General features: G+C 69.8%; 24 protein-coding genes. 15 read left to right on the top strand and 9 right to left on the bottom strand.

Features of this window, described 5'->3' with window-relative positions; translation table 11 throughout:
* From BM109_RS03195 to BM109_RS03210, 4 genes are all read left to right on the top strand, one after another.
* Entirely contained in the window at positions 1-525 is a 525-nt protein-coding gene (locus BM109_RS03195; protein WP_256222312.1) for a TRAP transporter small permease, read from the top strand.
* Entirely contained in the window at positions 522-1,823 is a 1,302-nt protein-coding gene (locus BM109_RS03200) for a TRAP transporter large permease (RefSeq protein WP_057592022.1), read from the top strand. Before BM109_RS03195 ends, BM109_RS03200 begins: the two co-directional genes overlap by 4 nt.
* A 23-nt stretch (positions 1,824-1,846) precedes the next feature.
* Positions 1,847-2,263 carry an acyl-CoA thioesterase gene (locus tag BM109_RS03205; RefSeq protein WP_093340470.1) on the top strand — a complete coding sequence of 139 codons (417 nt, stop codon included), beginning with the start codon at positions 1,847-1,849 and terminating at the stop codon, positions 2,261-2,263.
* 112 nt (positions 2,264-2,375) lie between these two features.
* Positions 2,376-4,226 (top strand): alkaline phosphatase D family protein, encoded by a 1,851-nt coding sequence (locus tag BM109_RS03210; protein WP_093340472.1) that lies wholly within the window; start codon positions 2,376-2,378, stop codon positions 4,224-4,226.
* 147 nt (positions 4,227-4,373) lie between these two features.
* Here BM109_RS03210 and BM109_RS03215 read toward each other — a convergent pair whose 3' ends face one another.
* Both BM109_RS03215 and BM109_RS03220 read right to left on the bottom strand, forming a co-directional pair.
* A complete protein-coding gene (locus BM109_RS03215; protein ID WP_093340474.1) occupies positions 4,374-4,724 on the bottom strand; it encodes a hypothetical protein in 351 nt (116 codons plus the stop codon).
* 107 nt (positions 4,725-4,831) lie between these two features.
* Complete coding sequence (locus tag BM109_RS03220; protein WP_093340476.1) at positions 4,832-5,305, bottom strand: low molecular weight protein-tyrosine-phosphatase; 474 nt, start codon at positions 5,303-5,305, stop codon at positions 4,832-4,834.
* Positions 5,306-5,534: 229 nt separating this feature from the next.
* Between BM109_RS03220 and BM109_RS03225 the strand changes: the two genes are divergently transcribed.
* The 6 genes from BM109_RS03225 to BM109_RS03245 all read left to right on the top strand — a co-directional run bounded on the left by BM109_RS03225 (position 5,535) and on the right by BM109_RS03245 (position 11,122).
* Positions 5,535-5,828 carry a HigA family addiction module antitoxin gene (locus BM109_RS03225; protein WP_093340478.1) on the top strand — a complete coding sequence of 98 codons (294 nt, stop codon included), beginning with the start codon at positions 5,535-5,537 and terminating at the stop codon, positions 5,826-5,828.
* Between the two features lie 411 nt (positions 5,829-6,239).
* Positions 6,240-6,458, top strand: coding sequence for a hypothetical protein (locus tag BM109_RS03230; protein WP_093340480.1), 219 nt, complete (start codon positions 6,240-6,242; stop codon positions 6,456-6,458).
* Between the two features lie 84 nt (positions 6,459-6,542).
* Positions 6,543-6,671 carry a hypothetical protein gene (locus BM109_RS41565; protein WP_256222313.1) on the top strand — a complete coding sequence of 43 codons (129 nt, stop codon included), beginning with the start codon at positions 6,543-6,545 and terminating at the stop codon, positions 6,669-6,671.
* Between the two features lie 57 nt (positions 6,672-6,728).
* Positions 6,729-7,505 carry a transporter family protein gene (locus BM109_RS03235; RefSeq protein WP_093340482.1) on the top strand — a complete coding sequence of 259 codons (777 nt, stop codon included), beginning with the start codon at positions 6,729-6,731 and terminating at the stop codon, positions 7,503-7,505.
* 89 nt (positions 7,506-7,594) lie between these two features.
* The gene (mgtA, locus tag BM109_RS03240) at positions 7,595-10,327 is read left to right on the top strand and encodes a magnesium-translocating P-type ATPase (protein WP_093340484.1); all 2,733 of its coding nucleotides are present in this window, start codon (positions 7,595-7,597) and stop codon (positions 10,325-10,327) included.
* A gap of 78 nt (positions 10,328-10,405) precedes the next feature.
* Positions 10,406-11,122 (top strand): MgtC/SapB family protein, encoded by a 717-nt coding sequence (locus tag BM109_RS03245; protein ID WP_093340486.1) that lies wholly within the window; start codon positions 10,406-10,408, stop codon positions 11,120-11,122.
* Positions 11,123-11,201: 79 nt separating this feature from the next.
* Here the strand turns inward: BM109_RS03245 and BM109_RS03250 are convergent, their stop codons facing one another.
* The 4 genes from BM109_RS03250 to xdhC form a co-directional block, all read right to left on the bottom strand.
* A complete protein-coding gene (locus BM109_RS03250; protein ID WP_093340488.1) occupies positions 11,202-12,647 on the bottom strand; it encodes an NAD-dependent succinate-semialdehyde dehydrogenase in 1,446 nt (481 codons plus the stop codon).
* Between the two features lie 267 nt (positions 12,648-12,914).
* The gene (locus tag BM109_RS03255; RefSeq protein WP_093340490.1) at positions 12,915-14,270 is read right to left on the bottom strand and encodes a glycerate kinase type-2 family protein; all 1,356 of its coding nucleotides are present in this window, start codon (positions 14,268-14,270) and stop codon (positions 12,915-12,917) included.
* A gap of 64 nt (positions 14,271-14,334) precedes the next feature.
* The gene (locus BM109_RS03260) at positions 14,335-15,543 is read right to left on the bottom strand and encodes a urate hydroxylase PuuD (RefSeq protein WP_093340492.1); all 1,209 of its coding nucleotides are present in this window, start codon (positions 15,541-15,543) and stop codon (positions 14,335-14,337) included.
* 238 nt (positions 15,544-15,781) lie between these two features.
* The gene (gene xdhC / locus BM109_RS03265; protein WP_093340494.1) at positions 15,782-16,588 is read right to left on the bottom strand and encodes a xanthine dehydrogenase accessory protein XdhC; all 807 of its coding nucleotides are present in this window, start codon (positions 16,586-16,588) and stop codon (positions 15,782-15,784) included.
* Positions 16,589-16,641: 53 nt separating this feature from the next.
* Between xdhC and BM109_RS03270 the strand changes: the two genes are divergently transcribed.
* Positions 16,642-17,142: a hypothetical protein gene (locus BM109_RS03270; RefSeq protein ID WP_093340496.1), complete on the top strand. Its 501-nt coding sequence runs from the start codon at positions 16,642-16,644 to the stop codon at positions 17,140-17,142.
* 62 nt (positions 17,143-17,204) lie between these two features.
* Here BM109_RS03270 and uraH read toward each other — a convergent pair whose 3' ends face one another.
* Positions 17,205-17,555 (bottom strand): hydroxyisourate hydrolase, encoded by a 351-nt coding sequence (gene uraH / locus BM109_RS03275; RefSeq protein WP_093340498.1) that lies wholly within the window; start codon positions 17,553-17,555, stop codon positions 17,205-17,207.
* Positions 17,556-17,639: 84 nt separating this feature from the next.
* On the opposite strand from uraH, the gene BM109_RS03280 reads away from it, so the two are divergent.
* The 4 genes from BM109_RS03280 to BM109_RS03295 are packed head-to-tail and all read left to right on the top strand — an operon-like array spanning position 17,640 to position 22,331.
* Positions 17,640-18,314, top strand: coding sequence for a GntR family transcriptional regulator (locus tag BM109_RS03280; protein WP_057596531.1), 675 nt, complete (start codon positions 17,640-17,642; stop codon positions 18,312-18,314).
* Positions 18,315-18,325: 11 nt separating this feature from the next.
* On the top strand, positions 18,326-19,285 hold the full coding sequence (puuE, locus tag BM109_RS03285) for an allantoinase PuuE (protein ID WP_093340500.1): 960 nt from the start codon (positions 18,326-18,328) through the stop codon (positions 19,283-19,285).
* Between the two features lie 23 nt (positions 19,286-19,308).
* Entirely contained in the window at positions 19,309-21,090 is a 1,782-nt protein-coding gene (gene uraD / locus BM109_RS03290; RefSeq protein ID WP_093340501.1) for a 2-oxo-4-hydroxy-4-carboxy-5-ureidoimidazoline decarboxylase, read from the top strand.
* Positions 21,091-21,095: 5 nt separating this feature from the next.
* Entirely contained in the window at positions 21,096-22,331 is a 1,236-nt protein-coding gene (locus BM109_RS03295; protein ID WP_093340503.1) for a M20 family metallopeptidase, read from the top strand.
* A gap of 75 nt (positions 22,332-22,406) precedes the next feature.
* On the opposite strand, the gene BM109_RS03300 is transcribed toward BM109_RS03295, so the two are convergent.
* Entirely contained in the window at positions 22,407-23,210 is an 804-nt protein-coding gene (locus BM109_RS03300; protein ID WP_177239231.1) for a helix-turn-helix transcriptional regulator, read from the bottom strand.
* A 58-nt stretch (positions 23,211-23,268) separates the two neighbouring features.
* On the bottom strand, positions 23,269-24,045 hold the full coding sequence (locus BM109_RS03305; RefSeq protein WP_093340507.1) for an acetoacetate decarboxylase family protein: 777 nt from the start codon (positions 24,043-24,045) through the stop codon (positions 23,269-23,271).
* Positions 24,046-24,133: the final 88 nt, after the last annotated feature.

Below are 24,133 nucleotides of genomic sequence, written 5' to 3' on the forward strand. Positions count from 1 at the left end.
ATGAGCACGCGTCCGGCCAGTGCCATGGACCGCGTGATCAACACGATCGAATGGCTCGCCGCCATCTTCGTGGGGATCGTCGCGCTCAACATCTTCGTGGCCGTGGTGCTGCGCAAGTTCTTCGATACCTCGATCCCCGACGCCTACGACTTCGGCCGCATGCTGCTCGGGATCCTGATCTTCTGGGGCATCGCGGCCACCAGCTACCGCGGCGGCCACATCACGGTCGACCTGGTCTGGACCGCGGCCGGCCCGCGCATGCGCCGCGCGATCGACATCTTCGCCACGCTGGTGCTGCTGCTGGTGGTGGCGGTGCAGACCGCGATGCTGTTCGACAAGGTGCGGCTCACCTACACCGACAACGTGCTGACCTACGACATGAACATCCCGACCTGGCCGTTCTATGCCATGGCCTGGGCCGGCGACGTGTCGGCCGTGATCCTGATCGCGGTGCGCACCTGGCGGCTGATCTTCCATCCCGAGCTGCTGCACGACGAACACGTCGAAGAGAAGGTGGGCGAATGAGCACCGATGCCGTCGCCCTGCTGGGCTTCGTCGCCCTGTTCGTGCTGATGCTGCTGCGCGTGCCCGTGGGCATGGCGATGGGGCTGGTCGGCGTCACCGGCTACAGCTACCTCGTGGGGCCCGGCCCCGCGCTCAAGCTGGTGGGCCAGACCTCGATGCGCACCGTGACCGACTACACCTTCGGCGTGATCCCCATGTTCATGCTGATGGGCGCGCTGGTCTCGGTGTCGGGCGTGAGCCGCGAGCTGTTCCGCGCCGCCAACTCGATGATCGGCCACCTGCGCGGCGGCCTCGGCGTGGCCACGGTGGTGGCCTGCGGCGGCTTCGCGGCGATCTGCGGCTCCTCGGTCGCCACGGCCGCGACCTTCTCGTCGGTGGCCTATCCCGAGATGCGGCGCTTCGGCTATCCGCAGTCCTTCGCCACCGGCGTGATCGCCGCGGGCGGCACGCTGGGCGCGATGCTGCCGCCGTCGACCGTGCTCGCGGTCTACGCCATCCTCACGCAGCAGGACATCGGCAAGCTGTTCATGGCCGGCATCGTGCCCGGCCTGCTCGCGATGCTGATGTACGTGCTGACCATCGTGGTCATCGTGCGCGTCAAGCCCGGCTGGCTGCCGCGCGGCGAGGCGCGGGCCTGGAGCGAGCGCGCGGCCGAGCTCAAGAACGTGTGGGCGCCGATCGTGCTGTTCCTGTTCGTGATCGGCGGGCTGTACGGCGGCTTCTTCACGCCCACCGAGGCCGGCGGCGTGGGCGCGAGCGGTGCCTTCATCCTCGGCGTGCTGCGCGGCCGGCTCGACCGCGCGAAGATCCGCGAGGCCCTGCTGTCGGCCACGCGCACGGCGGCGGCGGTGTTCACCGTGCTGATCGGCGCGCTCTTGTTCGGCTACTTCCTCACCATCACGCAGAGCCCGCAGAAGCTCACCGAGTTCCTCACCGGTCTGGGCGTGGGCCGCTACGGCGTGCTCGCGCTGATCATGGTGATGTACCTGGTGCTGGGCTGCCTGATGGACGCGATGGCGATGATCATCCTCACGGTGCCGATCATCTACCCGGTGATCGTGCACCTGGGCTTCGACCCGATCTGGTTCGGCATCATCATCGTGATGACGGTGGAGCTCGGGCTGATCCATCCGCCCGTGGGCATGAACGTGTTCGTCATCAAGAGCGTGGTGAAGGACGTGAGCTTCACCACCATCTTCAAGGGCGTGCTGCCCTTCGTGGCGACCGACATCCTGCGGCTGGTGATCCTGATCGCGTTCCCCGCGATCGCGTTGTGGCTGCCCGGGCGCATGGGATGAAGGCAGCAAGCAGAATCGAGCACATGAGCACCAAGGAAATCGTCTACACCGTCCGCGTCGAATTCGGCGACTGCGACCCCGCCGGCATCGTCTGGTTCCCGAACTTCTTCCGCTGGATCGACGCGGCCTCGCGCCACTTCTTCCACCAGTGCGGCGTGCCGCGCTGGGAGGAGACCACGAAGACGCTCGGCGTGATCGGCACGCCGCTGGTCGACACGCACACGCGCTTCGTCAAGACCGCGAGCTACGGCGACACGCTCGAGATCGCGGTGCGCATCGCCGAGTGGCGCGAGAAGAGCTTCGTGCAGGCCTACCGCGTGACGCGCGGCGCGGACCCGATCCTCGAATGCGAGGAGGTGCGCATCTTCGGCGGCAAGCGCGAGGACGGCAGCCTGCGCGCGCTGCCGGTGCCGCCGTCGATCCGCGCGCTCTGCGAATAGCGCGGCGCCGGGGCCGCGAGGGGCGGCGGGCGGCTTTCATCGCTGTGTCATGGCGCTCGCGCAGATTCGTGCGCGCCCCGCCATCGACCCCACACGCGAAAAGAAATCCCCCATGGAAAGACGTTCCTTCCTGCGCCGCGGCCTGTTCTACACGGTCGTCGCCGCCACCCCTCCCGTGTTGAGCGCTTGCGGCGGCGGAGGCAGCGACGGGATCGTGTTCCCGCTCGTGCCACCGCCCGCTCCCGCGCCGGCCCCGCCGCCACCCGCGCCCGAACCCGCGGGCCGCTATGCCTTCGGCCAGGGCGTGGCCTCGGGCGACCCGAAGGACACCAGCATCGTCTTCTGGACCCGCTGCGTGCGCACCGGCACCGCCGCCGACAGCGCGGCCATCGCGCTGCGGCTCGAGGTGTCGGACACCTCGGGCTTCGGCAACCTGGTGGCGAAAGTCGCGCTCGAGGCCTCGGACCGTTTCGATCGCACCGTGCGCGCCAAGGTCACGGGCCTTGCGCCCGACACGCGCTACTTCTTCCGCTTCGTCGCGGGCAGCGACGTCAGCGCCACCGGCCGCACGCGCACCGCGCCGGCCGCCGACAGCCAGCGCCAGCAGCTGCGCTTCGCCTGGTTCACCTGCCAGGACTGGCTGATCAACCACTGGGGCGCGCTCGACCTGCTGGCGGCCGAGGACGACCTCGACTTCACGGTGCACGTGGGCGACTACGTCTACGAGACCGTGGGCGCGAAGTTCCAGGCCGGCGTGGCCGAGCCCGCTCACCAGGCGATCCAGCTGCCCAACGGCGTGGCGCTGGCCGACGGCAGCGTCTACGCCAACACGGTCGACGACTACCGCACGCTCTACCGCACCTACCGCGGCGATGCGCGGCTGCAGGCGGTGCATGCGAAGTTCCCGCTGATCGCGATCTGGGACGACCACGAGTTCTCGGACGACTGCTGGCAGGACCACCAGACCTACACCAACGCCAACACCCAGCAGACCGCGCGCCGCCGCGGCGCGAGCCAGGCCTGGGCCGAGTACATGCCGGTGGACTTCGGCGATGTCTCCTTCGACATGGGGAACCCGGCCTACGACAACATCAAGATCTACCGCGACTTCCACTTCGGCCCGCTGCTGCACCTGGTGATGACCGACGAGCGGCTGTACCGCGACGACCACGTGATCTCCGAGGCACTGGTCGCGCAGCAGACGGGCGGCGATCCGGTCGACGGCAACAGCTCGATCGGCTCGCGCTACTTCGCGCCACAGACGACGCTGCTGGCGCTCGAGGCGATGCGCACGCAGCAGCTCGGCCGGGCGCCGAGCATCCTCGGCCCGACGCAGACCGACTGGTGGAAGAACACGCTGAAGAACTCGAACGCCACCTGGAAGGTCTGGGGCAACGAGGTCTCGCTGAGCCGCATGTGGGTGGACCTGACGCAGATGGCGCCGCCACCCTTCAACCAGCGCTACGTCGTCAACTGCGACGCCTGGGACGGCTACCCGAGCCACAAGGCCGACCTGATGGGCTACCTGAAGGCGCAGAACATCCGCAACGTGGTGGCGATCACGGGCGACCTGCACGCCTTCCAGTGCGGCCTGATCCGCGACCTGCCCGATCCCGCGGCCGGCACGCCGGTGCTGGTCGACTTCGTCTGCGCGGGCGTCAGCAGTTCCTCGTTCTACAGCTACATCAAAGCCGGCTCGCAGGGCACGCCGCTCACCGCGCTGACCGCCACGCCCGCGGCCTTCGAGCAGGTCATGCGCGGCAACAACCCCGACCTGCTGTTCTCCGACCACGACGCGCAGGGCTATGCGAGCGCGACGGTCACGGCGCAGTCCTTCATGGTGGTCTTCAACAAGGTCAAGCCGCTCGATGCGGGCAAGGCACCCGCGAGCCCGCTGCTCAAGCGCACGCGGATCCGCGTGAATGCCGGCAGCACCACGCCGGTGATCGAGGACAACGTCTGAGCGAGGGGGCTAGGGCCCGTTCACACGATTCAAGGGGTCGCGTTGCCCCGCAAAGGGGCTGGATGCAAGGCGCCCGCGCTTGCAAGGCCGATGCCTTGCAAGCGCGGGCAACGCCGCAGACGGCCCCTTGAATAGTGTGAACAGGCCCTAACGCGCCCAGTAGTCGCCCACGCCGAGCACCGCGCCGTTGCGGTCGACGGTGCAGATCGCGCGGCGGCCGTCGCTGCCGCTCGTGAGCTCCACCTCGTAGACACCGCTGTCGACGCGGCGCGAGCCGCCGAGCACGATGGTCTGCCAGGGCCGAGCGAAGTGGACCGAGCCGGCCTGCACGCAGCCCATGTTCGAGATCGCCGGGGCCGTGCCGGCGCGGCCGGGCGGCGGCGCGCCGTAGGTGCCCGGCGGGCGGCTGTAGGGGGTTTCGCAGCCCGCGAGCAGCACGGCGATGCCGGCGCAGGCGACGAGCCAGCCGCGCGGGCGACGATGGGTCTGGTGATTCATGCCTCGACTCCTCTTGAACGGTTGCTCCGACCTCGGCCATTGTGCGGGCTGGGGCCCGGCCGTGGAACCATGCCGAGGATCGCCGCCGCGCGTGGCGCCCTGAAGACTCAGGCCCGGTCCGGGGCCGCCAGCTTCGCGAGCAGGCCGTCGACGCCGCGCTCGATCAGATCGAAGGCCTCGACGAAGGCCTGCCGGTCGCCGTACCAGGGGTCGGGCACGTCGCCCGAGAGCCCGTCGACGAAGTCGGTCAGCAGATGGATCTTGTGCGCCGTGCCCGCGGGCGCGAGACGGCGCAAGGCCGCGCAGTGCTGGCCGGTCATGCCGACGATGGTGTCGAAGCGCTCGAAGTCCGAGGTCCGCACCTGCCGCGCGCGATGCGCGGGCATCTCGATGCCGCGCCGCCGCGCCTCGGCCACCGAGCGCGGATCGGGCGGATTGCCGCGCTCTTCGTCGGAGATCGCGGCGCTGTCGACCTCGAGCGCGAGCTGCGCGGCGCGGGCCTTGTGGGCGAGCAGGGCGTGGGCTGTGGGGGAGCGGCAGATGTTGCCGGTGCAGATGAACAGAATGGCTGGCTTCTTCAACGGAGATCCCTACTTGGTAATTCTTCGAGGCGTAACTTTCGCAAGCCGCTGGCGGTTCAAAGCCTATACAAATCGACAGGGGATCATTTGGTCTTGACGCACCGCTCGCCGTTGGCCTTGCCCAAGACCAGTCACGCCGCTCGAGTCGTCGACTATCCCTGAATTCGCGGCCGGCCTCGCCGTTTGATGAGGCTCTGTTTCAACCTCATCTGCTACGCAGGAAGACACCATGACGCGCCAAGCTCCCTACCCGCACCCCGGCGAGATCCTCGCCGCGGAATTCCTGGAGCCGATGGGCATCACCGCCTACCGTCTCGCCAAGGCGATCCACGTGCCGCAGACCCGCGTGGCCGCCATCCTCGCCGGCACCCGCGGCATCACGGCCGATACCGGCCTGCGCCTGGCACGTGCATTCGGCGTGAGCGACGAGTTCTGGATGAACCTTCAGCGCGACTATGACGCCGCGCAGGCGCGCGATGCGCTCGGGGATGAGTTGAACGAGATCGAGCCCCTGACCGCTTGATGGAGCGTACCGACTTAACACAGCCTGACCACCGCGCGGGCCCGTGCCGCATCGAGGCGCCATCGCAACACTGTGGCCTTAAAACCCTGCATCGAACGCTGAAACGCGCATTTCGGGTTGCCCCCGCGATGACGCAGTGCAACAATCCCGCATCTTCACTTCGGAGCCTCGTGCGTGGACAGTGCCAGTTGGATCAGTGACCAGACGCGTGCCGTGGCATGCGCGGCACACCCGGCTCCGTAGCGCAGGCTTCTTGCGCGCCGCGGCCGACGTGCCCGCGGCGTGATGCCTGCCCTTCCCGGCAGGCTCTCCCTCCCCCGACATCCGTTTCGTCACTGGCGTCTCTTTGCCAGCCAGCGTGGTCCATGCCACGAGGTCCTCTCGCCCGTCACGGGTCGAAGGAGCCTTGTCATGCGTCAACTCGTTCTACATCGCCAGCCCCTGCATCGTGGCCACGCCGCCACGCATGACGCCGACCCGCGCGCCGCGTCGGCGCGCCAGCCCGCGGCCGACATGCTGCAGCCCGAGTCCGACCAGGAACTCGACAAGTCCGCTTCGTTCTGGAGCACGCGGCGCATCCGCTGCTTCCTGCTGCTGGTGCCGGGCCAACGCAAGCCGGAGCGTTCGTAGCGCCTGTCCACCGACGCGTCGCCCCGACCGTTGCATTCGAACGAAGCACCGCGCCTTCATCCACCCATCGCCAAGGAGGCCACCATGGACCCAGACCCTCGCTGGCGCCGCTGCGCGCCTCCCCTGCCTGACCGCGCCACGCGCCGGTCGGCCTTCATCGCCATGAACCATCCGCGGCACACCGAGCCGCGAAGGACCGTCACCTCCGGCTGACCCGCGGGAGGTTCTCCTTCGCGCGCCCCGTTGCGCGCCTCGCCAGGAGAACCTCGAATGAACCGCCAACGCCTGCGGCCCGCCACCCGGACCGCCCTCTTCGTCCGCCGCGCCCCGCGCCGCACACGCCCCTCGCTGCGCCAGCGCGCCGCACGCCTCCACGCCTGGACGGCGGCATACCTCTGCGGCCTCGCGGTCACGCAGACGCATGCCGCCGGCGGGCACCACGCGGTCGACGATGCCGCGATCCTCGATCCGGGCCAATGCCAGATCGAGACCTGGGCCGATCGCCGCGATGGCGAACGCAGCGGGTACGCGCCGATGCACCTCGGACCCGCCTGCCGCGTCGGCCCGGTCGAGCTGGGCCTGAACCTCGAGCGCGAACGCGGCAGCGAGGGCCGCACGGTGCGCGCGGGCCCGCAGCTCAAGTGGGCCCACGCACTGAGCGACGACCTCGGCGTGGGCCTGCTGGTGGCCGCGGCCTGGGAGCGTTCGCCCGAGCGCGGCGCGCTGCGCTACACGGGCGCCAGCGTGGTGGTCCCGCTGACCTGGCAGATCGCCGAGGACTGGCGCGCCCACTTCAACCTGGGCCGCGACCTGCATCGCGCACAGCCCAGTCGCAGCCACTCGGGCCTGGCGCTCGAATGGACGGCCTCGCAGCAACTCGGCTTCGTGGCCGAGCGCTTCCGCGAAGGCGGCGCCAGCGCCTGGCGCGCGGGCCTGCGCTGGACGCCGACCGACACGCTGAGCATCGACCTGAGCCGCGCCCACGGGCTGCGCGCCGACCGGCCCGGCTGGTGGACCCTGGGCATGACCTGGGCCTTCCGGCGCTGAACGGCACGCCACGCTCCCGCACACGAGAAAAGCCCAACGGCCTTCGAAGGCCACGCGCCGCGCCCGTCACGCGGCGAAGGAGAACAACAATGAAGAACGTCCTCAAGTCCTTTTTCGAAAGCTTCCTGCGCAGCCGCCGCATGCTGCATCACTTCGAGCGCTGGCAGACGCTGGTGGGCTCGAAGCCCGTGGGCATCGCCTCGGCCGCGATGCCGCCCGAGATCGCGAACGCGCTGAGCGCCGCCTCGCTGGCCGATGCCGGCGACATGCTGGCGCAACTCGACAGCTCGCCGCAGGGCCTGAGCGAGGAACAAGCCACCGCACTGCGCAAGCGCCTGGGCGGCAACGAGGTGAACCACGAGAAGCCGCTGCCGTGGTGGACCCACCTGTGGCAGTGCTACCGCAATCCCTTCAACCTGCTGCTGACCGTGCTCGCGCTGGTCTCCTACGTCACCGAGGACATGAAGGCCGCGGTGGTGATCGGCAGCATGGTGGTGCTGTCGACGGTGCTGCGCTTCCTGCAGGAGTCGCGCTCGAACAAGGCGGCCGACAAGCTCAAGGCGATGGTCAGCAACACCTCGACCGTGCTGCGGCCCGTGGAAGGCTCGGACGGCGCGCTGCGCATCGAGGTGCCGATGCGCGACCTGGTGCCCGGCGACCTGATCGCGCTGTCGGCCGGCGACATGATCCCGGCCGACTGCCGGCTGCTCTCGGCCAAGGACCTGTTCATCAGCCAGTCGGCGCTGACCGGCGAGGCGATGCCGGTCGAGAAGTTCGCCAGCGTGCCCGCCACCGGCAGCGCGAGCGGCGTGCTCGAGCGCGACAACCTGCTGTTCATGGGCACCAACGTGATCAGCGGCACCGCGACCGCGCTGATCGTGCACACCGGCGCGCGCACCTTCTTCGGCGCGCTGGCGCAGCGCGTGAGCGCGACCGACCGCGGCACCACGGCCTTCCAGGCCGGCATCAACCGCGTGAGCTGGGTGCTGATCCGCTTCATGCTGGTGATGGCGCCGCTGGTGCTGGTGATCAACGGCGTGACCAAGGGCGACTGGTGGGAGGCGGCGCTGTTCGCGCTGTCGATCGCGGTCGGCCTCACGCCCGAGATGCTGCCGATGATCGTGACCGCCACGCTCGCCAAGGGCGCGGTCGTGATGTCGCGCCAGAAGGTGATCGTCAAACGCCTCGAGGCGATCCACAACTTCGGCGCCATGGACGTGCTGTGCACCGACAAGACCGGCACGCTGACGCAGGACCGCATCGTGCTCGAGCGCCACACCAACGCCTGGGGCGAGGGCTCCGACCACGTGCTGCAGCTGGCCTACCTCAACAGCTTCCACCAGACCGGCCTGAAGAACCTGCTCGACAAGGCGGTGCTGAGCCATGCCCAGATGCAGCTCGACACCCGGCTGCAGACCGACTGGCGCAAGGTCGACGAGGTGCCCTTCGACTTCTCGCGCCGCCGCATGTCGGTGGTGGTGGCCGGCAGCGACGCGGCCGAGGAACACCTGCTGATCTGCAAGGGCGCGCTCGAGGAAGTGCTGGCCGTGTGCAGCGCGGTCGAGCGCGGTGCCGAGGTGCTCGCGCTCGACGCGGAAGTGCTCGCACGCATCCATGCCGTGGCCTCGGAGCTCAATGCCCAGGGCCTGCGCGTGGTGGCCGTGGCCAGCCGCGTGCTGCGCGGCGATGCGCGCCGCGCCGCCTACGGCGTGGCCGACGAGGCCGAGCTCACGCTGCTCGGCTACGTGGCCTTCCTCGATCCGCCGAAGGAATCGACCGCGCCCGCGCTGCGCGCGCTGGCCGAGCACGGCGTGGCGGTGAAGGTGCTGACCGGCGACAACGAGCTGGTGACGCGCAAGGTCTGCGGCGACGTCGGCATCGAGGCCGGCCGCATGGTGCTGGGCCACGAGGTCGAGCGCATGAACGAGGCCGAGCTGCGCCGGATCGTCGAGCAGCGCCAGGTCTTCGCCAAGCTCACGCCCGCGCACAAGGAACGCATCGTGCAGGCGCTGCATGCCAACGGCCACGTGGTGGGCTTCATGGGCGACGGCATCAACGACGCGCCCGCGCTGCGCGCCGCCGACATCGGCATCTCGGTCGACGGCGCGGTGGACGTGGCCAAGGAATCGGCCGACATCATCCTGCTCGAGAAGAGCCTGATGGTGCTCGAGCAGGGCGTGGTGGAGGGCCGCCGCACCTTCGCGAACATGCTCAAGTACATCAAGCTCACCGCGAGCTCGAACTTCGGCAACGTGTTCTCGGTGCTGGTGGCGAGCGCCTTCCTGCCCTTCCTGCCGATGCTGCCGCTGCACCTGCTGGTGCAGAACCTGCTGTACGACGTGTCGCAGATCGCGATCCCGTTCGACAACGTCGACGAGGAGTTCCTGCGCAAGCCGCAGAGCTGGAACCCGGGCGACCTGGGCCGCTTCATGGTGTTCTTCGGGCCGCTGAGCTCGGTGTTCGACATCCTGACCTATGTCGTGATGTGGTACGTGTTCGCCGCCAACTCGCCCGAGCACCAGACCCTGTTCCAGTCGGGCTGGTTCGTCGAGGGCCTGCTGTCGCAGACGCTGATCGTGCACCTGATCCGCACGCGCCGCATCCCGTTCCTGCAAAGCCGCGCGGCCTGGCCGCTGCTGATCATGGGCGCGGCGATTGCGGCCGTGGGCATCTGGCTGCCGATGGGCCCGGTGGCGCACTACTTCAAGCTCGAGGCGCTGCCGCTCGGCTACTTCCCGTGGCTGCTGCTGATGCTCGGCGGCTATGCGGCGCTGGTGCAGGCGGTCAAGGGCTGGTATGCGCGGCGCTACGGCTGGCAATGAGCAGGTGACGACAGGAGGGAGCGGCGGCTGTCACATGCCGCCGCTACCCTGGTTCACGACCGACAAGGAGGAGATCGCATGGAAGCGGTACAGAACTTCAACCTGCCCTCGCTGCTCGACACCCTGCTGAGCGTGTTCACGGCCTTCGTGCTGGGCTCGCTGATCGGCTTCGAGCGCCAGGTGCGACAGCGCACCGCCGGGCTGCGCACCAACACGCTGGTGGCCGTGGGCGCGGCCGTGTTCGTCGACATGGCCAACCGCCTGCACGGCCACGACGGCGCGGTGCACGTGGCGGCCTACGTGGTCTCGGGCATCGGCTTTCTCGGCGCGGGCGCGATCATGAAGGAAGGCGCCAACATCACGGGCCTCAATACGGCCGCCACGCTGTGGGGATCGGCCGCCGTGGGCGCCTGCGCGGGCGCCGACCTGATCGGCGAGGCCGTGATCGCGGCGCTGTTCGTGCTCGCGAGCAACACCCTGCTGCGGCCCGTGGTCAACCGCATCAACCGGCAGCCGGTGAAGGAGGAGTCGGGCGAGGCCAGCTACACGGTGCGCGTGATCTGCACGCGCGCCTCGCGGCCCGAGGTGATGGACCAGGTGCTGCTGCTGCTCGAAGCCGCCAACTACCCGGTGCGCGACGTCGACCAGCATGCCTTCGGCGCCACCGACACCGAGATCGAGGCCACGCTCTATGCGACCGCGGTCGAGGCCGAGGAGCTCGACCGGGTGGTCGCGGAGCTCGAGGCGCTGGAGGGCGTGCAGCAGGCGTTCTGGAACGCGAGCGCGGAGGACTGAGCCCGTTCGCCCATGAAAAAAGCGGCATCGCCTTCCAGCGATGCCGCCCTCTTCGAGACAGCGAATCGAAGCGTCGCGCTCAGACGCCGAGGATCGACACCGCCTTGGTGTTGAGGTAGGCCTCGAGCGCCTCCGGGCCGCCTTCCGAGCCGTAGCCCGAATCCTTGACGCCGCCGAACGGCATCTCGGGCGACGGGGTCGCGGGCTGGTTGACCCACAGCATGCCGAGTTCGAGCTTCTGGCTCAGCAGGTGCGCGTTCTTGATCGACTTGGTGAACGCATAGCCGGCCAGGCCGAAGGGCAGGCGGTTCGATTCGGCGATGGCCTCGTCCAGCGTGTCGAAGCCGCGGATGGCGGCGATCGGGCCGAAGGGCTCGTTGTTGAACACGTCGGCGTCCAGCGGCACGTCGGTCAGCACGGTCGGGGCGAAGAAGTTGCCGGCATCGCCGACGCGCTCGCCGCCGGTGGCGATGGTCGCGCCCTTCTTGCGGGCGTCGTCGAGCACATGCGCCATGGCCGTGAGGCGGCGCGCATTGGCCAGCGGGCCCAGGGTGGTGCCTTCGGTCAGGCCGTCGCCGAGCTTCAGGCCTTCGGCGTGCTTGACCATGGCCTTGGCGAATTCCTCGCGGATGCTGTTGTGCACCAGGAAGCGGGTCGGCGAGATGCAGACCTGGCCCGCGTTGCGGAACTTGGCTGCACCGGCGGCCTTGGCGGCCAGCGCGACGTCGGCGTCCTCGGCCACGATCACCGGGGCGTGGCCGCCCAGTTCCATGGTCACGCGCTTCATGTGCTGGCCGGCCAGGCCGGCGAGCTGCTTGCCGACCGGGGTCGAGCCGGTGAAGGTGACCTTGCGGATGATCGGGTGCGGGATCAGGTAGGCCGAGATCTCGGCCGGGTTGCCGAACACCAGGCCGACGGTGCCGGGGGGGATGCCGGCGTCGACGAAGGCCTGCAGCAGGGCGGCGGGCGACGCGGGGGTTTCCTCGGGCGCCTTCACGAGGAAGGAGCAGCCGGTGGCCAGCGCGGCGCCGAGCTTGCGCACGACCTGGTTGATCGGGAAGTTCCAGGGCGTGAAGGCGGCCACGGGGCCCACGGGCTCCTTGATGACCAGCTGCTGCGCCGCGAGGTTGCGCGAGGGCACGATGCGGCCGTAGACGCGGCGGCCTTCGTCGGCGAACCATTCGATGATGTCGGCGGCGGCCAGGGTCTCGCCCTTGGCTTCGGCCAGCGGCTTGCCCTGTTCCTGCGTCAGCAGCTTGGCGATGTCGCCGGCGCGTTCGCGGATCAGGCCGGCGGCGCGGCGCATGACGGCGGCGCGCTCATGGGCCGGGGTGTTGCGCCAGGCGTCGAAGCCGCGCTGGGCGGCGGCCAGGGCGCGGTCGAGGTCGGGGATGCCGGCATGCGCGACCTTGCCGATGACCTGGCCCGTGGCCGGGTTCACCACGTCGAGGGTCTTGCGGCTGGCGGCGTCCACCCATTCGTTGTCGATCAGCAGGCGGGTGTCGGTATAGGAGGAGGCGGTCATGGCGAGCTTTTCCTTCGGCAGGGGATGGGAGTGGAAACGGGGAGTTCGGATGGCGGCACGGCGCCCCGAAAGGCGCGTGCGGCTGGGCGGCAGCGGGCTGCCGGGGCGCATAGGTTAACCCGAGTCGGGGATGCGCGCAGGACGGTGCCGCTCCTTCCCCCGCTGGGGGAAGGCCGGGATGGGGGCACGCGGCGCTCGAACGGCCGCGCACGGTGGCGAGGCCCGAAGCCCCCACCCCGCCCTCCCCCAGCGGGGGAGGGAGAAGCTTCAGAGCACCAGCAGCGCCCGGAAGTCGTTGACGTTGGTGTGCGTCGGCCCGGTCACGAACAGGTCGCCGATGGCATCGAAGTAGCCGTAGGCGTCGTTGCGGTCGAGGTGGTCCGAGAGCTTGCGGCCCGCGTTGGTGGCGCGCGCCAGGGTGTCGGGCGTGACGTAGGCGCCGGCGTTGTCCTCCACGCCGTCGATGCCGTCGGTGTCGGCCGCCAGTGCCCACACGTCGGCCTGGCCCAGCAGCGCGCCCGCGAGGCCCATGCAGAACTCGCCCGCGCGTCCGCCCCGGCCCTTGGCCTGGCCGGGCTGGCGCGGCCGGATGGTGACGGTGGTCTCGCCGCCCGAGAGGATCACGCAGGGCTTGGCGAACGGCGCGCCGCGCTGGGCCACGGCGCGCGCGAGCGCGGCATGCACCTTGCCGACCTCGCGCGATTCGCCTTCCATCTCGTCGCTGAGGATGTGGGCCTCGATGCCGGCCGCGCGCGCGGCCGCGGCGGCCGCCTCGAGCGACTGCTGCGGCGCCGCGATCATGTGGGTCTCGTGGCCCTGAAACACGGCGTCGCCGGGCTTGGGGGTTTCGAGCGCGCCGCTCTCGAGCTGCGCGCGCACCGGCGCCGGCACCTCGATGCGGTAGCGGTCGAGGATGGCCAGCGCGTCGGCGCAGGTGGTGGCGTCGGGCACGGTGGGGCCGCTGGCGATCACGGCCGGGTCGTCGCCGGGCACGTCGCTGATGGTGAGCGTGACCACGCGCGCCGGCGCGCAGGCCGCCGCGAGCCGGCCGCCCTTGATGCGCGAGAGGTGCTTGCGCACGCAGTTCATCTCGCCGATGTGGGCGCCGCTGTCGAGCAGCTGCTTGTTGATGCGCTGCTTGTCGGCCAGCGTCAGGCCCTCGGCCGGAAGCACCAGCAGCGAGGAGCCGCCGCCCGAGATCAGGCACAGCACGAGGTCGTCGGCGGTCAGCCCTTCGGTCAGCGCGAGGATGCGCTCGGCCGCCTGCTGGCCGGCCGCGTCGGGCACGGGATGCGCGGCCTCGACGATCTCGATGCGGCTGGGCAGCCCCTCGGGCCGCGGCGGGATGTGGTCGTAGCGCGTGACGACCAGGCCCGACAGCGGCGCGTCGGCCGGCCACAGCGCCTCGAGCGCCTGCACCATCGAACCGCCGGCCTTGCCGGCACCAAGCACCAGCGTGCGGCCCTTGGGCGGCTTGGGCAGGTGCGCGCCCAGGGTCGACAGCGGCAGCGCGCGGTCGACCGCGACGCGGTAGAGGTGTTCGAGGAAGGCGCGTGGCGCCTGGCGGGGATCGGGAGCGGTCGCGTCTTGCAGCGAGGGGGGCGTCGAGGTCTTGGCGGTCATGGGTGGCGTTGTCTCCGGGGCCTGCATTTTGCGGCGAACCCGAGTCCGCCCTCTTGACCGCGGTCTAGTTCGTCTTGGCTCCGCCCTGGAACCAGCGGCCGATCAGGGCGCGCTCCTCGTCGGTGATCGAGGTGGCGTTGTTCATCGGCATGATCTTCGTCACCACCACCTGCTGGTAGATGGCCTGGGCGTGGGCACTCACCTGCTCGGGCGAGTCGACGCGCACGTTCTTCATCTGCACGCTGGCGCCGTGGCACATGTAGCAGCGCTGCTCGAGCACCTTCTGCACGTCCTGGTAGGCCACGGCCGGCGCGCTCGGCGCGGCGGCGGCCACGGGGGCGGCGGGCTCGGGCTTCATCCAGACGATGGTGAGGCCCAGCACGGCCACGCCGACCATCGCATAGGGCAGCGGGTTGCGCGCGTTGCCGAGCTTGAAGCGGTGGCGCACCACGAAGAACTGCCGGATCGCCGCGCCGCCGAGCATGATCAGCAGCAGCACGATCCAGTTGTACTTGTGGGTGTAGGTGAAGCTGTAGTGGTTGCTCAGCATCGCGAACAGCACCGGCAGCGTGAAGTAGGTGTTGTGCACGCTGCGCTGCTTGCCGCGCTGGCCGTGCACCGGGTCGACCGGGCGGCCTTCGCGCAGGGCCTGCACGTTCTTGCGCTGGCCCGGGATGATCCAGAAGAACACGTTGCCGCTCATGGTCGTGGCCATCATGGCGCCGACCAGCAGGAAGGCCGCGCGGCCCGCGAACCACTGGCAGGCCAGCCAGGCCGCGAAGGCCACGAAGATCGCCACCAGCACGCCGACGATGGTGTCGCCGTTCTTGCGCCGGCCGAACAGCTGGCAGATGCTGTCGTAGACCATCCAGAACACGACCAGGAAGGCCAGCGCCACGGCGATCGCCGCGCCCGGCTGCCAGTCCATCTTCGACTTGTCGATCAGGTAGGTGCTGGCGTTCCAGAGGTACGACATGGTGAAGAGCGCGAAGCCCGTGAGCCATGTGGAGTAGCTCTCCCAGTACGACCAGTGCAGGTGGTCGGGCAGCTTCTTGGGCGCCAGCAGGTACTTCTGCATGTTGTAGAAGCCGCCGCCGTGCACGGCCCACTGCTCGCCGCCGACGCCCTTGTCGAGCGATTCGGGGTCCTGCGGCTTCTCGAGGCTGTTGTCCAGCATCACGAAGTAGAAGGAGGCGCCGATCCAGGCGATGGCGGTGATGACGTGGACCCAGCGCAGCAGCAGGTTGGCCCAGTCGAGGTAGTAGCTTTCCATGAGGTGCTCTCTCAATCCGCTCGGCGCGGGGGAACGCCGGGCGCGGATGTCTTCGTCCTGCTCACCACTGCGGGCGCTGTAAGCAGAGAAAGTGCCGCGAACGCAGGCTCCGGGTGGGCCTCGCTCCGCTGCGGCAGATACTTGTGGACTGAAAGTGTATACAGTTTTGGCGAGGGGCGGCGTGGTTTTTTGCGGCGCCGGTGCCGGGAAAACCCTGTTCGTGCACCGAAGCGCCGGCTCAGCCCAGCGATTGCAACAACTGTGCCGCCACCGCGACCGCGATCACCTCGGGCTCCTTGCCCGTGATGCCCGGCACGCCGATCGGGCAGGTGATGCGCGCCAGCTCGGCCGCCGTGAAGCCGCGCGCCTCGAGCCGGTGGCTGAAGGTGGCCCACTTGGTCTTGCTGCCGATCAGGCCGATGTAGGGCAGGTCGTCGCGCTCGCGCAGGCGGCGCAGGCAGGCGATCACGATGTCGAGGTCCTCGGCATGGCTGAAGCTCATGATCAGCACACGGCTGCCGGGCGCGAGCGAAGCCACCGCGTCCTGCACCGGCTCGGAATGCTCGGTCTCGACCTGGGCCGGCAGTTCTTCGGGGAACACGCCGTCGCGGCTGTCGATCCAGCGCACCGAGAACGGCAGGCCCGCGAGCAGCCGCGCGAGCGCCGCGCCCACGTGGCCGCCGCCGAACAGCGCCACCGGCCTCAGGTGCTCGACCAGCGCGCGCCGCAGCTCGGGGATGTCGGTGGCCGAGACGCGCCGGAACGACAGGAACACCACGCCGCCGCAGCACTGCCCGAGGCTCGGGCCCAGCGGATAGCGCTGGATGCCGTCGATGGCGCGGCTGCCGGCCAGCAGCTCGCGCGCTTCCTGCGTGGCCTGGAACTCGAGCTGGCCGCCGCCGATGGTGGCCGTGAGGCCCTCGGCCCAGACCGCCATCCAGGTGCCGGCCTCGCGCGGCGCCGAGCCCTGCGTGGATTCGACGCGCACCAGCACCGCGTCTTCGTCGCGAAGACGGGCCAGCAGTTGGTCGACCGCGCCGTTCATGAGGGATACCTTCGGTTGCGGGCGAGTGAGGGAGTCACGGTATAAACCCGGCGATGAATTTTCAGCCCACGACGCGCCGCCTCGCCCTGGCGGTGTCTTTCCTTGCCGCGCTCTGGCTCGCCGGGTGCGGCACCACCGGTTCGGTGCCCGGTCAACTGAGCAAGGCCACGGCCGAACCCGGCGCCAGCGGCCGGCCGGCGCCGCGCGCATCGAATGCCACCAGCGCGCGCGACTACCGGCGCGACGCCGCGCGCCATGTCTATGACCTCAACAACGGCCGCATCTATGGCGGGCAGCTGCCGCCGGTGCTCTATGCGGTCGGCACGCTGCAGGTCAGCCTCGACGGCAGCGGCCGCGTGGTCTCGCTGCACTGGCTGCGTGCGCCCCAGCATGCGCCCGAGGTCATCGCCGAGATCGAGCGCACCGTGCTGCAGGCCGCGCCCTTCCCGGCCGCGTCGCGGCTCGGGCCGGTGGTGTGGACCGACACCTGGCTCTGGGACAAGAGCGGGCGCTTCCAGCTCGACACGCTGACCGAAGGGCAGCTGCAGCAGTAGCGCCCCCGCCGCTCCCCGGACGCGGAGCGGCGAAAAGCCTCCGACAGTCACGCTGTCGGCGTTCACGACCCCCGGTAGGTCGAATAGCTCCACGGGCTCACCAGGAGCGGCACGTGGTAGTGCTGGTCGGCATGCGCCACGCCGAAGTCCAGCGACACCTTGTTGAGGAAGTTCGGCTCGGGCAGCGCCACGCCGCGCGCCTTGAAGTACCCCGCCACGTCGAACACCAGCCGGTAGGTGCCGGTCTTCAGCGTGCTGTTGTCGTAGAGCGGGCCGTCGCTGCGGCCGTCCGCATTCAGCGTGAAGCGCCGCACCAGCGTGGCGGCGTCGCCCTCGGTGGTGAAGAGCGCGACCTCCATGCCGGCCGCGGGGCCGCCATGCATCGTGTCCAGTACGTGGGTGCTCAGGCCCATGGGAGTTTCCTTCGGTCGGTCAGGTGAGAGTGCGGGATATTCCGGTGGACAAAAGTGTATACAGTTGTCGGCTTTCGGTCTATCATGAAAAACATGGAGTCCTCCACCACCCGTTCGATCGTCGATGCGCTCACCCGCGCGATCGTCGACCACCGGCTTCAGCCCGGCACCAAGCTGGCCGAGCAGAAGCTGGCGGACCATTTCGGCGTGTCGCGCACGCTGGTGCGCCAGGCGCTGTTCCAGCTCGCGCAGAACAAGCTGATCCGGCTCGAGCCCGCGCGCGGCGCCTTCGTGGCGGCACCGGCGGTCGACGAGGCCAAGCAGGTGTTCGCGGTGCGCCGCATGCTCGAGGCCGAGATGACGCGCGAGTTCGTGCGCACCGTCACGCCGGCCAAGATCAAGGCGCTCAAGGAGCACGTGGCGCTCGAGAAATCGGCCGTGTCGGGCGAGGACGTCTCGGGCCGCACCGAGCTGCTCGGCGACTTCCACGTGCGCATGGCCGAGCTCATGGGCAACCAGGTGCTGGCGCAGATCCTCGGCGAGCTGATCTCGCGCTGCGCCCTCATCACGCTCATGTACCAGAGCACCAGCGCGGCCGAGCATTCGAACGACGAGCACGCCGACATCGTCAAGGCGCTGGCCGCGCGCGACGAGGAGCGCGCCGTGCGCCTGATGACCGAGCACCTGCAGCACGTCGAGGCCAACCTGGTGTTCGACCGCAAGGTGCCCACCAGCGACATCTCCCTCGCATTGTCCTGACCCCTTCCACCATGACCGTCTACGACACCACCCTGCCCTACCCGCGCGACCTCGTCGGCTACGGCCGCAACCCGCCCCACGCGCAGTGGCCCGGCAACGCGCGCATCGCGGTGCAGTTCGTCCTCAACTACGAGGAAGGCGGCGAGAACGCCACGCTGCACGGCGACGCCGGCTCGGAACAGTTCCTCTCGGAGATGTTCAATCCCGCGAGCTACCCCGACCGCCACATCAGCATGGAAGGCATCTACGAGTACGGCTCGCGCGTGGGCGTGTGGCGCCTCTTGCGCGAATTCGAGAAGCGCGGCCTGCCGCTCACGGTGTTCGGCGTCGGCATGGCGCTCGAGCGCCATCCCGAGCTCACGGCGGCCTTCAAGGAACTGGGCCACGAGATCGCCTGCCACGGCTGGCGCTGGATCCACTACCAGAACCTCGACGAGGCCACCGAGCGCGAACACATGCGCCTGGGCATGGAGGCGATCGAGAAGCTCACGGGCGAGCGCGCCCTCGGTTGGTACACCGGCCGCGACAGCCCGCGCACGCGCCGCCTGGTGGCCGACTACGGCGGCTTCGAGTACGACAGCGACTACTACGGCGACGACCTGCCGTTCTGGATGAAGGTGCGCAAGACCGACGGCAGCACCGTGCCGCAGCTCATCGTGCCCTACACGCTCGACTGCAACGACATGCGCTTCGCGCTGCCGCAGGGCTACTCGCACGCCGATCCCTTCTTCCAGTACATGAAGGACAGCTTCGACGCGCTCTACGCCGAGGGCGACGAGGCGCCGAAGATGATGAGCATCGGCATGCACTGCCGCCTGCTCGGGCGCCCGGGCCGCATCGTGGCGCTGCAGCGCTTTCTCGATCACATCGCCAGCCACGAGCGGGTGTGGGTCTGCCGCCGCGTCGACATCGCGCGGCACTGGAAGAAGACCCATCCGTTCGAAGCCTCTTCCCAAGCCTCGCAAGCTTGATCCGTACGGAGGACACACACGCCATGAGCCTGACCATCGAACAACTGAACGCCGCGGGCGCCGACGAAGCCGTCGCGCTGCTCGACGGCACCTACGAGCACTCGCCGTGGATCGCGCGCCAGGCGCTGGCGGCGCGCCCGTTCCGTTCGCTGCAGCACCTGAAGTACGCGCTCGCGCAGGCCGTGAACACGGCCACCAAGGAGGAGCGCCTGGCCCTGATCCGCGCCCACCCCGAGCTCGCGGGCAAGGCGATGGTCAGCAAGACGCTGACCGCCGAGTCGACCAACGAGCAGGGCAAGGCCGGCCTCACCGACTGCACGCCCGAGGAGTTCGCGAAGATCCAGCGGCTCAACGCCGACTACAACGCGAAGTTCGGCTTCCCCTTCATCCTCGCGGTGCGCGGCCCGCGCGGCACGGGCCTGTCCAAGCGCGAGATCATCGACACCTTCGAGCGCCGCGCCTACAACCATCCCGATTTCGAGCTCGCCGAGGCGCTGCGCAACATCCACCGCATCGCCGAGATCCGCCTGAACGACAAGTTCGGCACCGAGCCGGCGCTCGGCAACCACGTGTGGGACTGGCAGGAGGCGCTCGCGGTGCACAGCGACCCGGGCTTCGCCGAGAAGGGCCAGCTCACCGTGACCTACCTGACCGACGCGCACCGCGCCTGCGCGGCGCAGATCGCGCGCGAGATGCGCGAGGCCGGCTTCGACTCGGTGGAGATCGACGCGGTCGGCAACGTGGTGGGCCGCTACGAGGGCGCGACGCCCGATGCGAAGACGCTGCTCACGGGCTCGCACTACGACACGGTGCGCAACGGCGGCAAGTACGACGGCCGGCTCGGCATCTTCGTGCCCATGGCCTGCGTGCGCGAACTCAAGCGCCAGAACCGCCGCCTGCCCTTCGCCTTCGAGGTGGTGGGCTTCGCCGAGGAGGAAGGCCAGCGCTACAAGGCCACCTTCCTCGGGTCGGGCGCGCTGATCGGCCACTTCAACCCGGCCTGGCTCGACCAGAAGGACGCCGACGGCATCACCATGCGCGAGGCGCGCGCCCATGCGGGCCTGCGCGAAGAAGACATCGCCAAGGCGCAGCGCGATCCCTCGAAATACCTGGGCTTCGTCGAGGTGCACATCGAGCAGGGCCCGGTGCTCAACGAGCTCGACATCCCGCTGGGCATCGTGACCTCGATCAACGGCAGCGTGCGCTACGTGGGCGAGGTGATCGGCATGGCCAGCCATGCGGGCACCACGCCGATGGACCGCCGCCGCGACGCGGCCGCGGCCGTGGCCGAACTGATCCTCTACACCGAGCAGCGCGCCGCCAAGGATGGCGACTCGGTCGGCACCGTGGGCATGCTCGAGGTGCCGAGCGGCTCGATCAACGTGGTGCCCGGGCGCTGCAAGTTCAGCCTCGACCTGCGCGCGCCCAACGACGCGCAGCGCGATGCGCTCGCCGACGACGTGGTGAAGGCGCTGCAGGACATCTGCGAACGCCGCGGCGTGCGCCACACGCTCGAGGAGACCATGCGTGCCTCGGCCGCGCCGAGCGCGCCCGAATGGCAGCAGCGCTGGGAACGCGCGGTCGATTCGCTCGGCGTTCCGCTGTTCCGCATGCCCAGCGGCGCCGGCCACGACGCGATGAAGCTGCACGAGGTGATGCCGCAGGCCATGCTGTTCGTGCGCGGCATCAACTCCGGCATCAGCCACAACCCGCTCGAATCGAGCACCAACGACGACATGGAGCTGGCGGTGCAAGCCTTCCAGCATCTGCTCGACAACCTGAACGGCGCGCCGAGCGCCGCCTGAACCCCATGACCGACTACGCAAAGCTCGACGCCTGGATCGACGCCCACTTCGACGAGGAAGTGAAGTTCCTGCAGCAACTGGTGCAGGTGCCCACGGACACCCCGCCCGGCAACAACGCGCCGCATGCCGAGCGCACCGCCGAACTGCTCGAGGGCTTCGGCCTCGTGGCAGAGAAGCACGCCGTGCCCGCGCAGGACGTGAAGGACTACGGCCTCGAATCGATCACCAACCTGATCGTGCGCCGCAGGTACGGCAAGGACGGCGACGGCGGCCGCACCGTGGCGCTCAACGCGCACGGCGACGTGGTGCCGCCCGGCGAGGGCTGGACTCACGACCCCTACGGCGGCGAGATCGCCGACGGCTCGCTCTACGGCCGCGCGGCCGCCGTGAGCAAGAGCGACTTCGCGAGCTTCACCTTCGCGCTGCGCGCGCTCGAAGCGGTCGCGAAGCCGACCAGGGGCGGCGTCGAACTGCACTTCACCTACGACGAGGAATTCGGCGGCATCCTCGGCCCGGGCTGGCTGCTGAAGAACGGCCTCACCAAGCCCGACCTGATGATCGCCGCGGGCTTCAGCTACGAGGTGGTCACGGCCCACAACGGCTGCCTGCAGATGGAAGTGACGGTGCACGGCAAGATGGCGCATGCCGCCATCCCCTCCACCGGCATCGACGCGCTGCAGGGCGCGGTGAAGATCCTCGAGGCGCTCTACGCGCAGAACACGCTCTACCAGCAGGTCAGCTCGCAGGTCGAGGGCATCACGCACCCCTACCTCAACGTCGGCCGCATCGAGGGCGGCACCAACACCAACGTGGTGCCCGGCAAGGTCGTGTTCAAGCTCGACCGCCGCATGATCCCCGAGGAGAACCCGGTCGAGGTCGAGGCCTCGATCCGCCAGGTCATCGCCGACGCGGCGGCCTCGTTCCCGGGCATCACGGTCGAGATCAAGCGTTTGCTGCTGGCCAATTCGATGAAGCCGCTGGCGGGCAACAAGCCGCTGGTCGAGGCGATCCAGAAGCATGGCGGCGAGCTGTTCGGCGAGCCGATCAAGGCCATGGGCACGCCGCTGTACACCGACGTTCGCCTCTATGGCGAGGCCGGCATTCCGGGCGTGATCTATGGCGCCGGCCCGCGCACCGTGCTCGAGTCGCATGCCAAGCGCAGCGACGAGCGCGTGGTGCTCGAGGACCTGCGGCGCGCGACCAAGGTGATCGCGCGCACGCTGAGCGACCTGCTGGCCTGAGCCACTCCTACCCGTTCGGGCTGAGCCTGTCGAAGCCCTGCGCAAGGCTTCGACAAGCTCAGCCCGAACGGTTTTCTACGCACCGATCCGATACCGCCCCGGCGCCACCCCGAAGCAGCGCCGGAACCAGCGCGAGAAGTGCGCCTGGTCGGCGAAGCCGCATTCGGCCGCCACGTCCTTCGGCGCCACGCCCTCGCGCAGCAGCGCCTTGGCGCGGCCGATGCGCGCATGCCGCGCGTAGTGCGCGGGCGTCATGCCCACGGCCTCGCGGAAGGCACGCTGGAAGTGCTCGCGCGACACGCCCATGCGGCGCGCGAGCGCGGCCGGGTCGATGCGGCAGGCATCCTCCTCGGCGAGCAGCGCGCAGATCTCCGCCACGCGCGCATCGGGCGCCAGCGGCTGCAGCGGCACGCGCTCGGGGCCGGTCTGCGCACGCAGGATGCGCTCGACCAGGTGGGCGATGCCCGCACCATCCCCCGCCGTGGCGGCGGCAGCCAGGGCCTCTGCCAGTGCGGCGTCGGGCAGCACCTTGCGCTGCAAGGCACCGCGCCAGTCCGCGGGCCAACCCAGCCGCGCCGCGACCCAGCCATGCGGCACATAGAGCATCACCATGCGAAAGCTGCGCCGGCTCACGCCCGCGGTGTGCAGCATGTAGGGCGCCATCAGCACCAATTCGCCCGCGTGGGCCACGAGCGCCTCGCCATCGCAGGTGAACTCGCAGTGGCCCTCGAGGATGGCGCCCACGCTCCATTCGGGATGCCAGTGCGGCGCGAAGCGGGCGCGCGGCTCGGCCGCGAACAGCGCCTCCACGCGCAGGCCCTCGCCCGAGGGCAGCACGACCAGGCGGGAAGACAAGGGCGGCGCGGCGACGGCGGTCATCGCGCGAGGGTAGCGCAGCAGCGCCCTCGACACGATCGCCGCGGGCATCGGCGTCGACCTAGGCGGCGAAGGCACCGCGCACCGTGAGCCCCATCCAGCCGGCCGTGGCCTGGGTGGCGCGCACCTCGCCGAGCAGCGAAAGCTCCTCCACCGGATGGTCGTGGAAGCGCAGGGTGGCGCTGCCCGCGCTCCAGCCCGACTCCACGCGGTCGACGATGTCGGCGCGCAGGTGGCGCGGCACCGGCGCCTCCCGCGGCCGCGTCAGGTCGGGCCAGCCGATCGCGCCGATGGTCGGCGCGCGCAGGAAACCCAACCGTTCGCCGGGCTCGCCGTTCAGGGTGACGCTGGCATCGACCAGCCGGCGCTCCTTCACGCTGAGGCTGGCGCCGAGCCGGCCGCCTTGGCCCAGCGAGGCGGCCGCCGGATGAGCGATCGGCAGGCTGCGCGTGACCCAGGTCTGGCCGATCTTCTTGGGCCAGCCCTGCAGCCAGCCGCGCAGCAGCGAGATGTCCTGGTCGACGTAGATGAAGGGGCAGCAGAAGCGCTGTTCGCCCGGAGGGCCTTCGATCTCGAGCACCACGATGGTCTCGCGGTACTGCGCATAGACGGGATCGAGCAGCTCCGCGCCATCGGCGCCGCAGAACTGCCAGTCGGCGAAATGCACGCAGCCCTGGCCGGTGGTCCGGCCGAGCCCGGCGGGCAGCAGCGCGGCGGCGCGTTCGGCCTCGAAGGCGAAGGCCACGTTGACCAGCCAGCCGGCGTAGTGCCAGGGCGGCGCCTGCACGAGCGCGCTGCGGCCGGAGGCGGTGAAGGGGGGCGAGAACGGGGTGGGCATCGGGAGGCGGTTCACGAAAGTGGAAGACCGCCGCACGATAGGACGCCCGCGCGCGGGCGTCTTGTACGCCAGTGATCCCGCCGCGGCG

It is taken from the genome of Variovorax sp. PDC80, assembly GCF_900115375.1.
In the GTDB taxonomy this organism is placed as follows: domain Bacteria; phylum Pseudomonadota; class Gammaproteobacteria; order Burkholderiales; family Burkholderiaceae_C; genus Variovorax.

Coding starts and splice junctions, on each gene's coding strand:
- BM109_RS03230 (WP_093340480.1), top strand. CDS start 6,240: ATGCGTCAACTCGTTCTACATCGCCAGCCCCTGCATCGTGGCCACGCC.
- puuE (WP_093340500.1), top strand. CDS start 18,326: ATGACCGTCTACGACACCACCCTGCCCTACCCGCGCGACCTCGTCGGC.
- BM109_RS03255 (WP_093340490.1), bottom strand. CDS start 14,270: ATGACCGCCAAGACCTCGACGCCCCCCTCGCTGCAAGACGCGACCGCT.
- BM109_RS03195 (WP_256222312.1), top strand. CDS start 1: ATGAGCACGCGTCCGGCCAGTGCCATGGACCGCGTGATCAACACGATC.
- BM109_RS03205 (WP_093340470.1), top strand. CDS start 1,847: ATGAGCACCAAGGAAATCGTCTACACCGTCCGCGTCGAATTCGGCGAC.
- BM109_RS03295 (WP_093340503.1), top strand. CDS start 21,096: ATGACCGACTACGCAAAGCTCGACGCCTGGATCGACGCCCACTTCGAC.
- BM109_RS03200 (WP_057592022.1), top strand. CDS start 522: ATGAGCACCGATGCCGTCGCCCTGCTGGGCTTCGTCGCCCTGTTCGTG.
- BM109_RS03260 (WP_093340492.1), bottom strand. CDS start 15,543: ATGGAAAGCTACTACCTCGACTGGGCCAACCTGCTGCTGCGCTGGGTC.
- BM109_RS03210 (WP_093340472.1), top strand. CDS start 2,376: ATGGAAAGACGTTCCTTCCTGCGCCGCGGCCTGTTCTACACGGTCGTC.
- BM109_RS03280 (WP_057596531.1), top strand. CDS start 17,640: ATGAAAAACATGGAGTCCTCCACCACCCGTTCGATCGTCGATGCGCTC.
- uraH (WP_093340498.1), bottom strand. CDS start 17,555: ATGGGCCTGAGCACCCACGTACTGGACACGATGCATGGCGGCCCCGCG.
- xdhC (WP_093340494.1), bottom strand. CDS start 16,588: ATGAACGGCGCGGTCGACCAACTGCTGGCCCGTCTTCGCGACGAAGAC.
- BM109_RS41565 (WP_256222313.1), top strand. CDS start 6,543: ATGGACCCAGACCCTCGCTGGCGCCGCTGCGCGCCTCCCCTGCCTGAC.
- BM109_RS03305 (WP_093340507.1), bottom strand. CDS start 24,045: ATGCCCACCCCGTTCTCGCCCCCCTTCACCGCCTCCGGCCGCAGCGCG.
- BM109_RS03300 (WP_177239231.1), bottom strand. CDS start 23,210: ATGACCGCCGTCGCCGCGCCGCCCTTGTCTTCCCGCCTGGTCGTGCTG.
- BM109_RS03250 (WP_093340488.1), bottom strand. CDS start 12,647: ATGACCGCCTCCTCCTATACCGACACCCGCCTGCTGATCGACAACGAA.
- mgtA (WP_093340484.1), top strand. CDS start 7,595: ATGAAGAACGTCCTCAAGTCCTTTTTCGAAAGCTTCCTGCGCAGCCGC.
- BM109_RS03215 (WP_093340474.1), bottom strand. CDS start 4,724: ATGAATCACCAGACCCATCGTCGCCCGCGCGGCTGGCTCGTCGCCTGC.
- BM109_RS03270 (WP_093340496.1), top strand. CDS start 16,642: ATGAATTTTCAGCCCACGACGCGCCGCCTCGCCCTGGCGGTGTCTTTC.
- BM109_RS03235 (WP_093340482.1), top strand. CDS start 6,729: ATGAACCGCCAACGCCTGCGGCCCGCCACCCGGACCGCCCTCTTCGTC.
- BM109_RS03245 (WP_093340486.1), top strand. CDS start 10,406: ATGGAAGCGGTACAGAACTTCAACCTGCCCTCGCTGCTCGACACCCTG.
- BM109_RS03225 (WP_093340478.1), top strand. CDS start 5,535: ATGACGCGCCAAGCTCCCTACCCGCACCCCGGCGAGATCCTCGCCGCG.
- uraD (WP_093340501.1), top strand. CDS start 19,309: ATGAGCCTGACCATCGAACAACTGAACGCCGCGGGCGCCGACGAAGCC.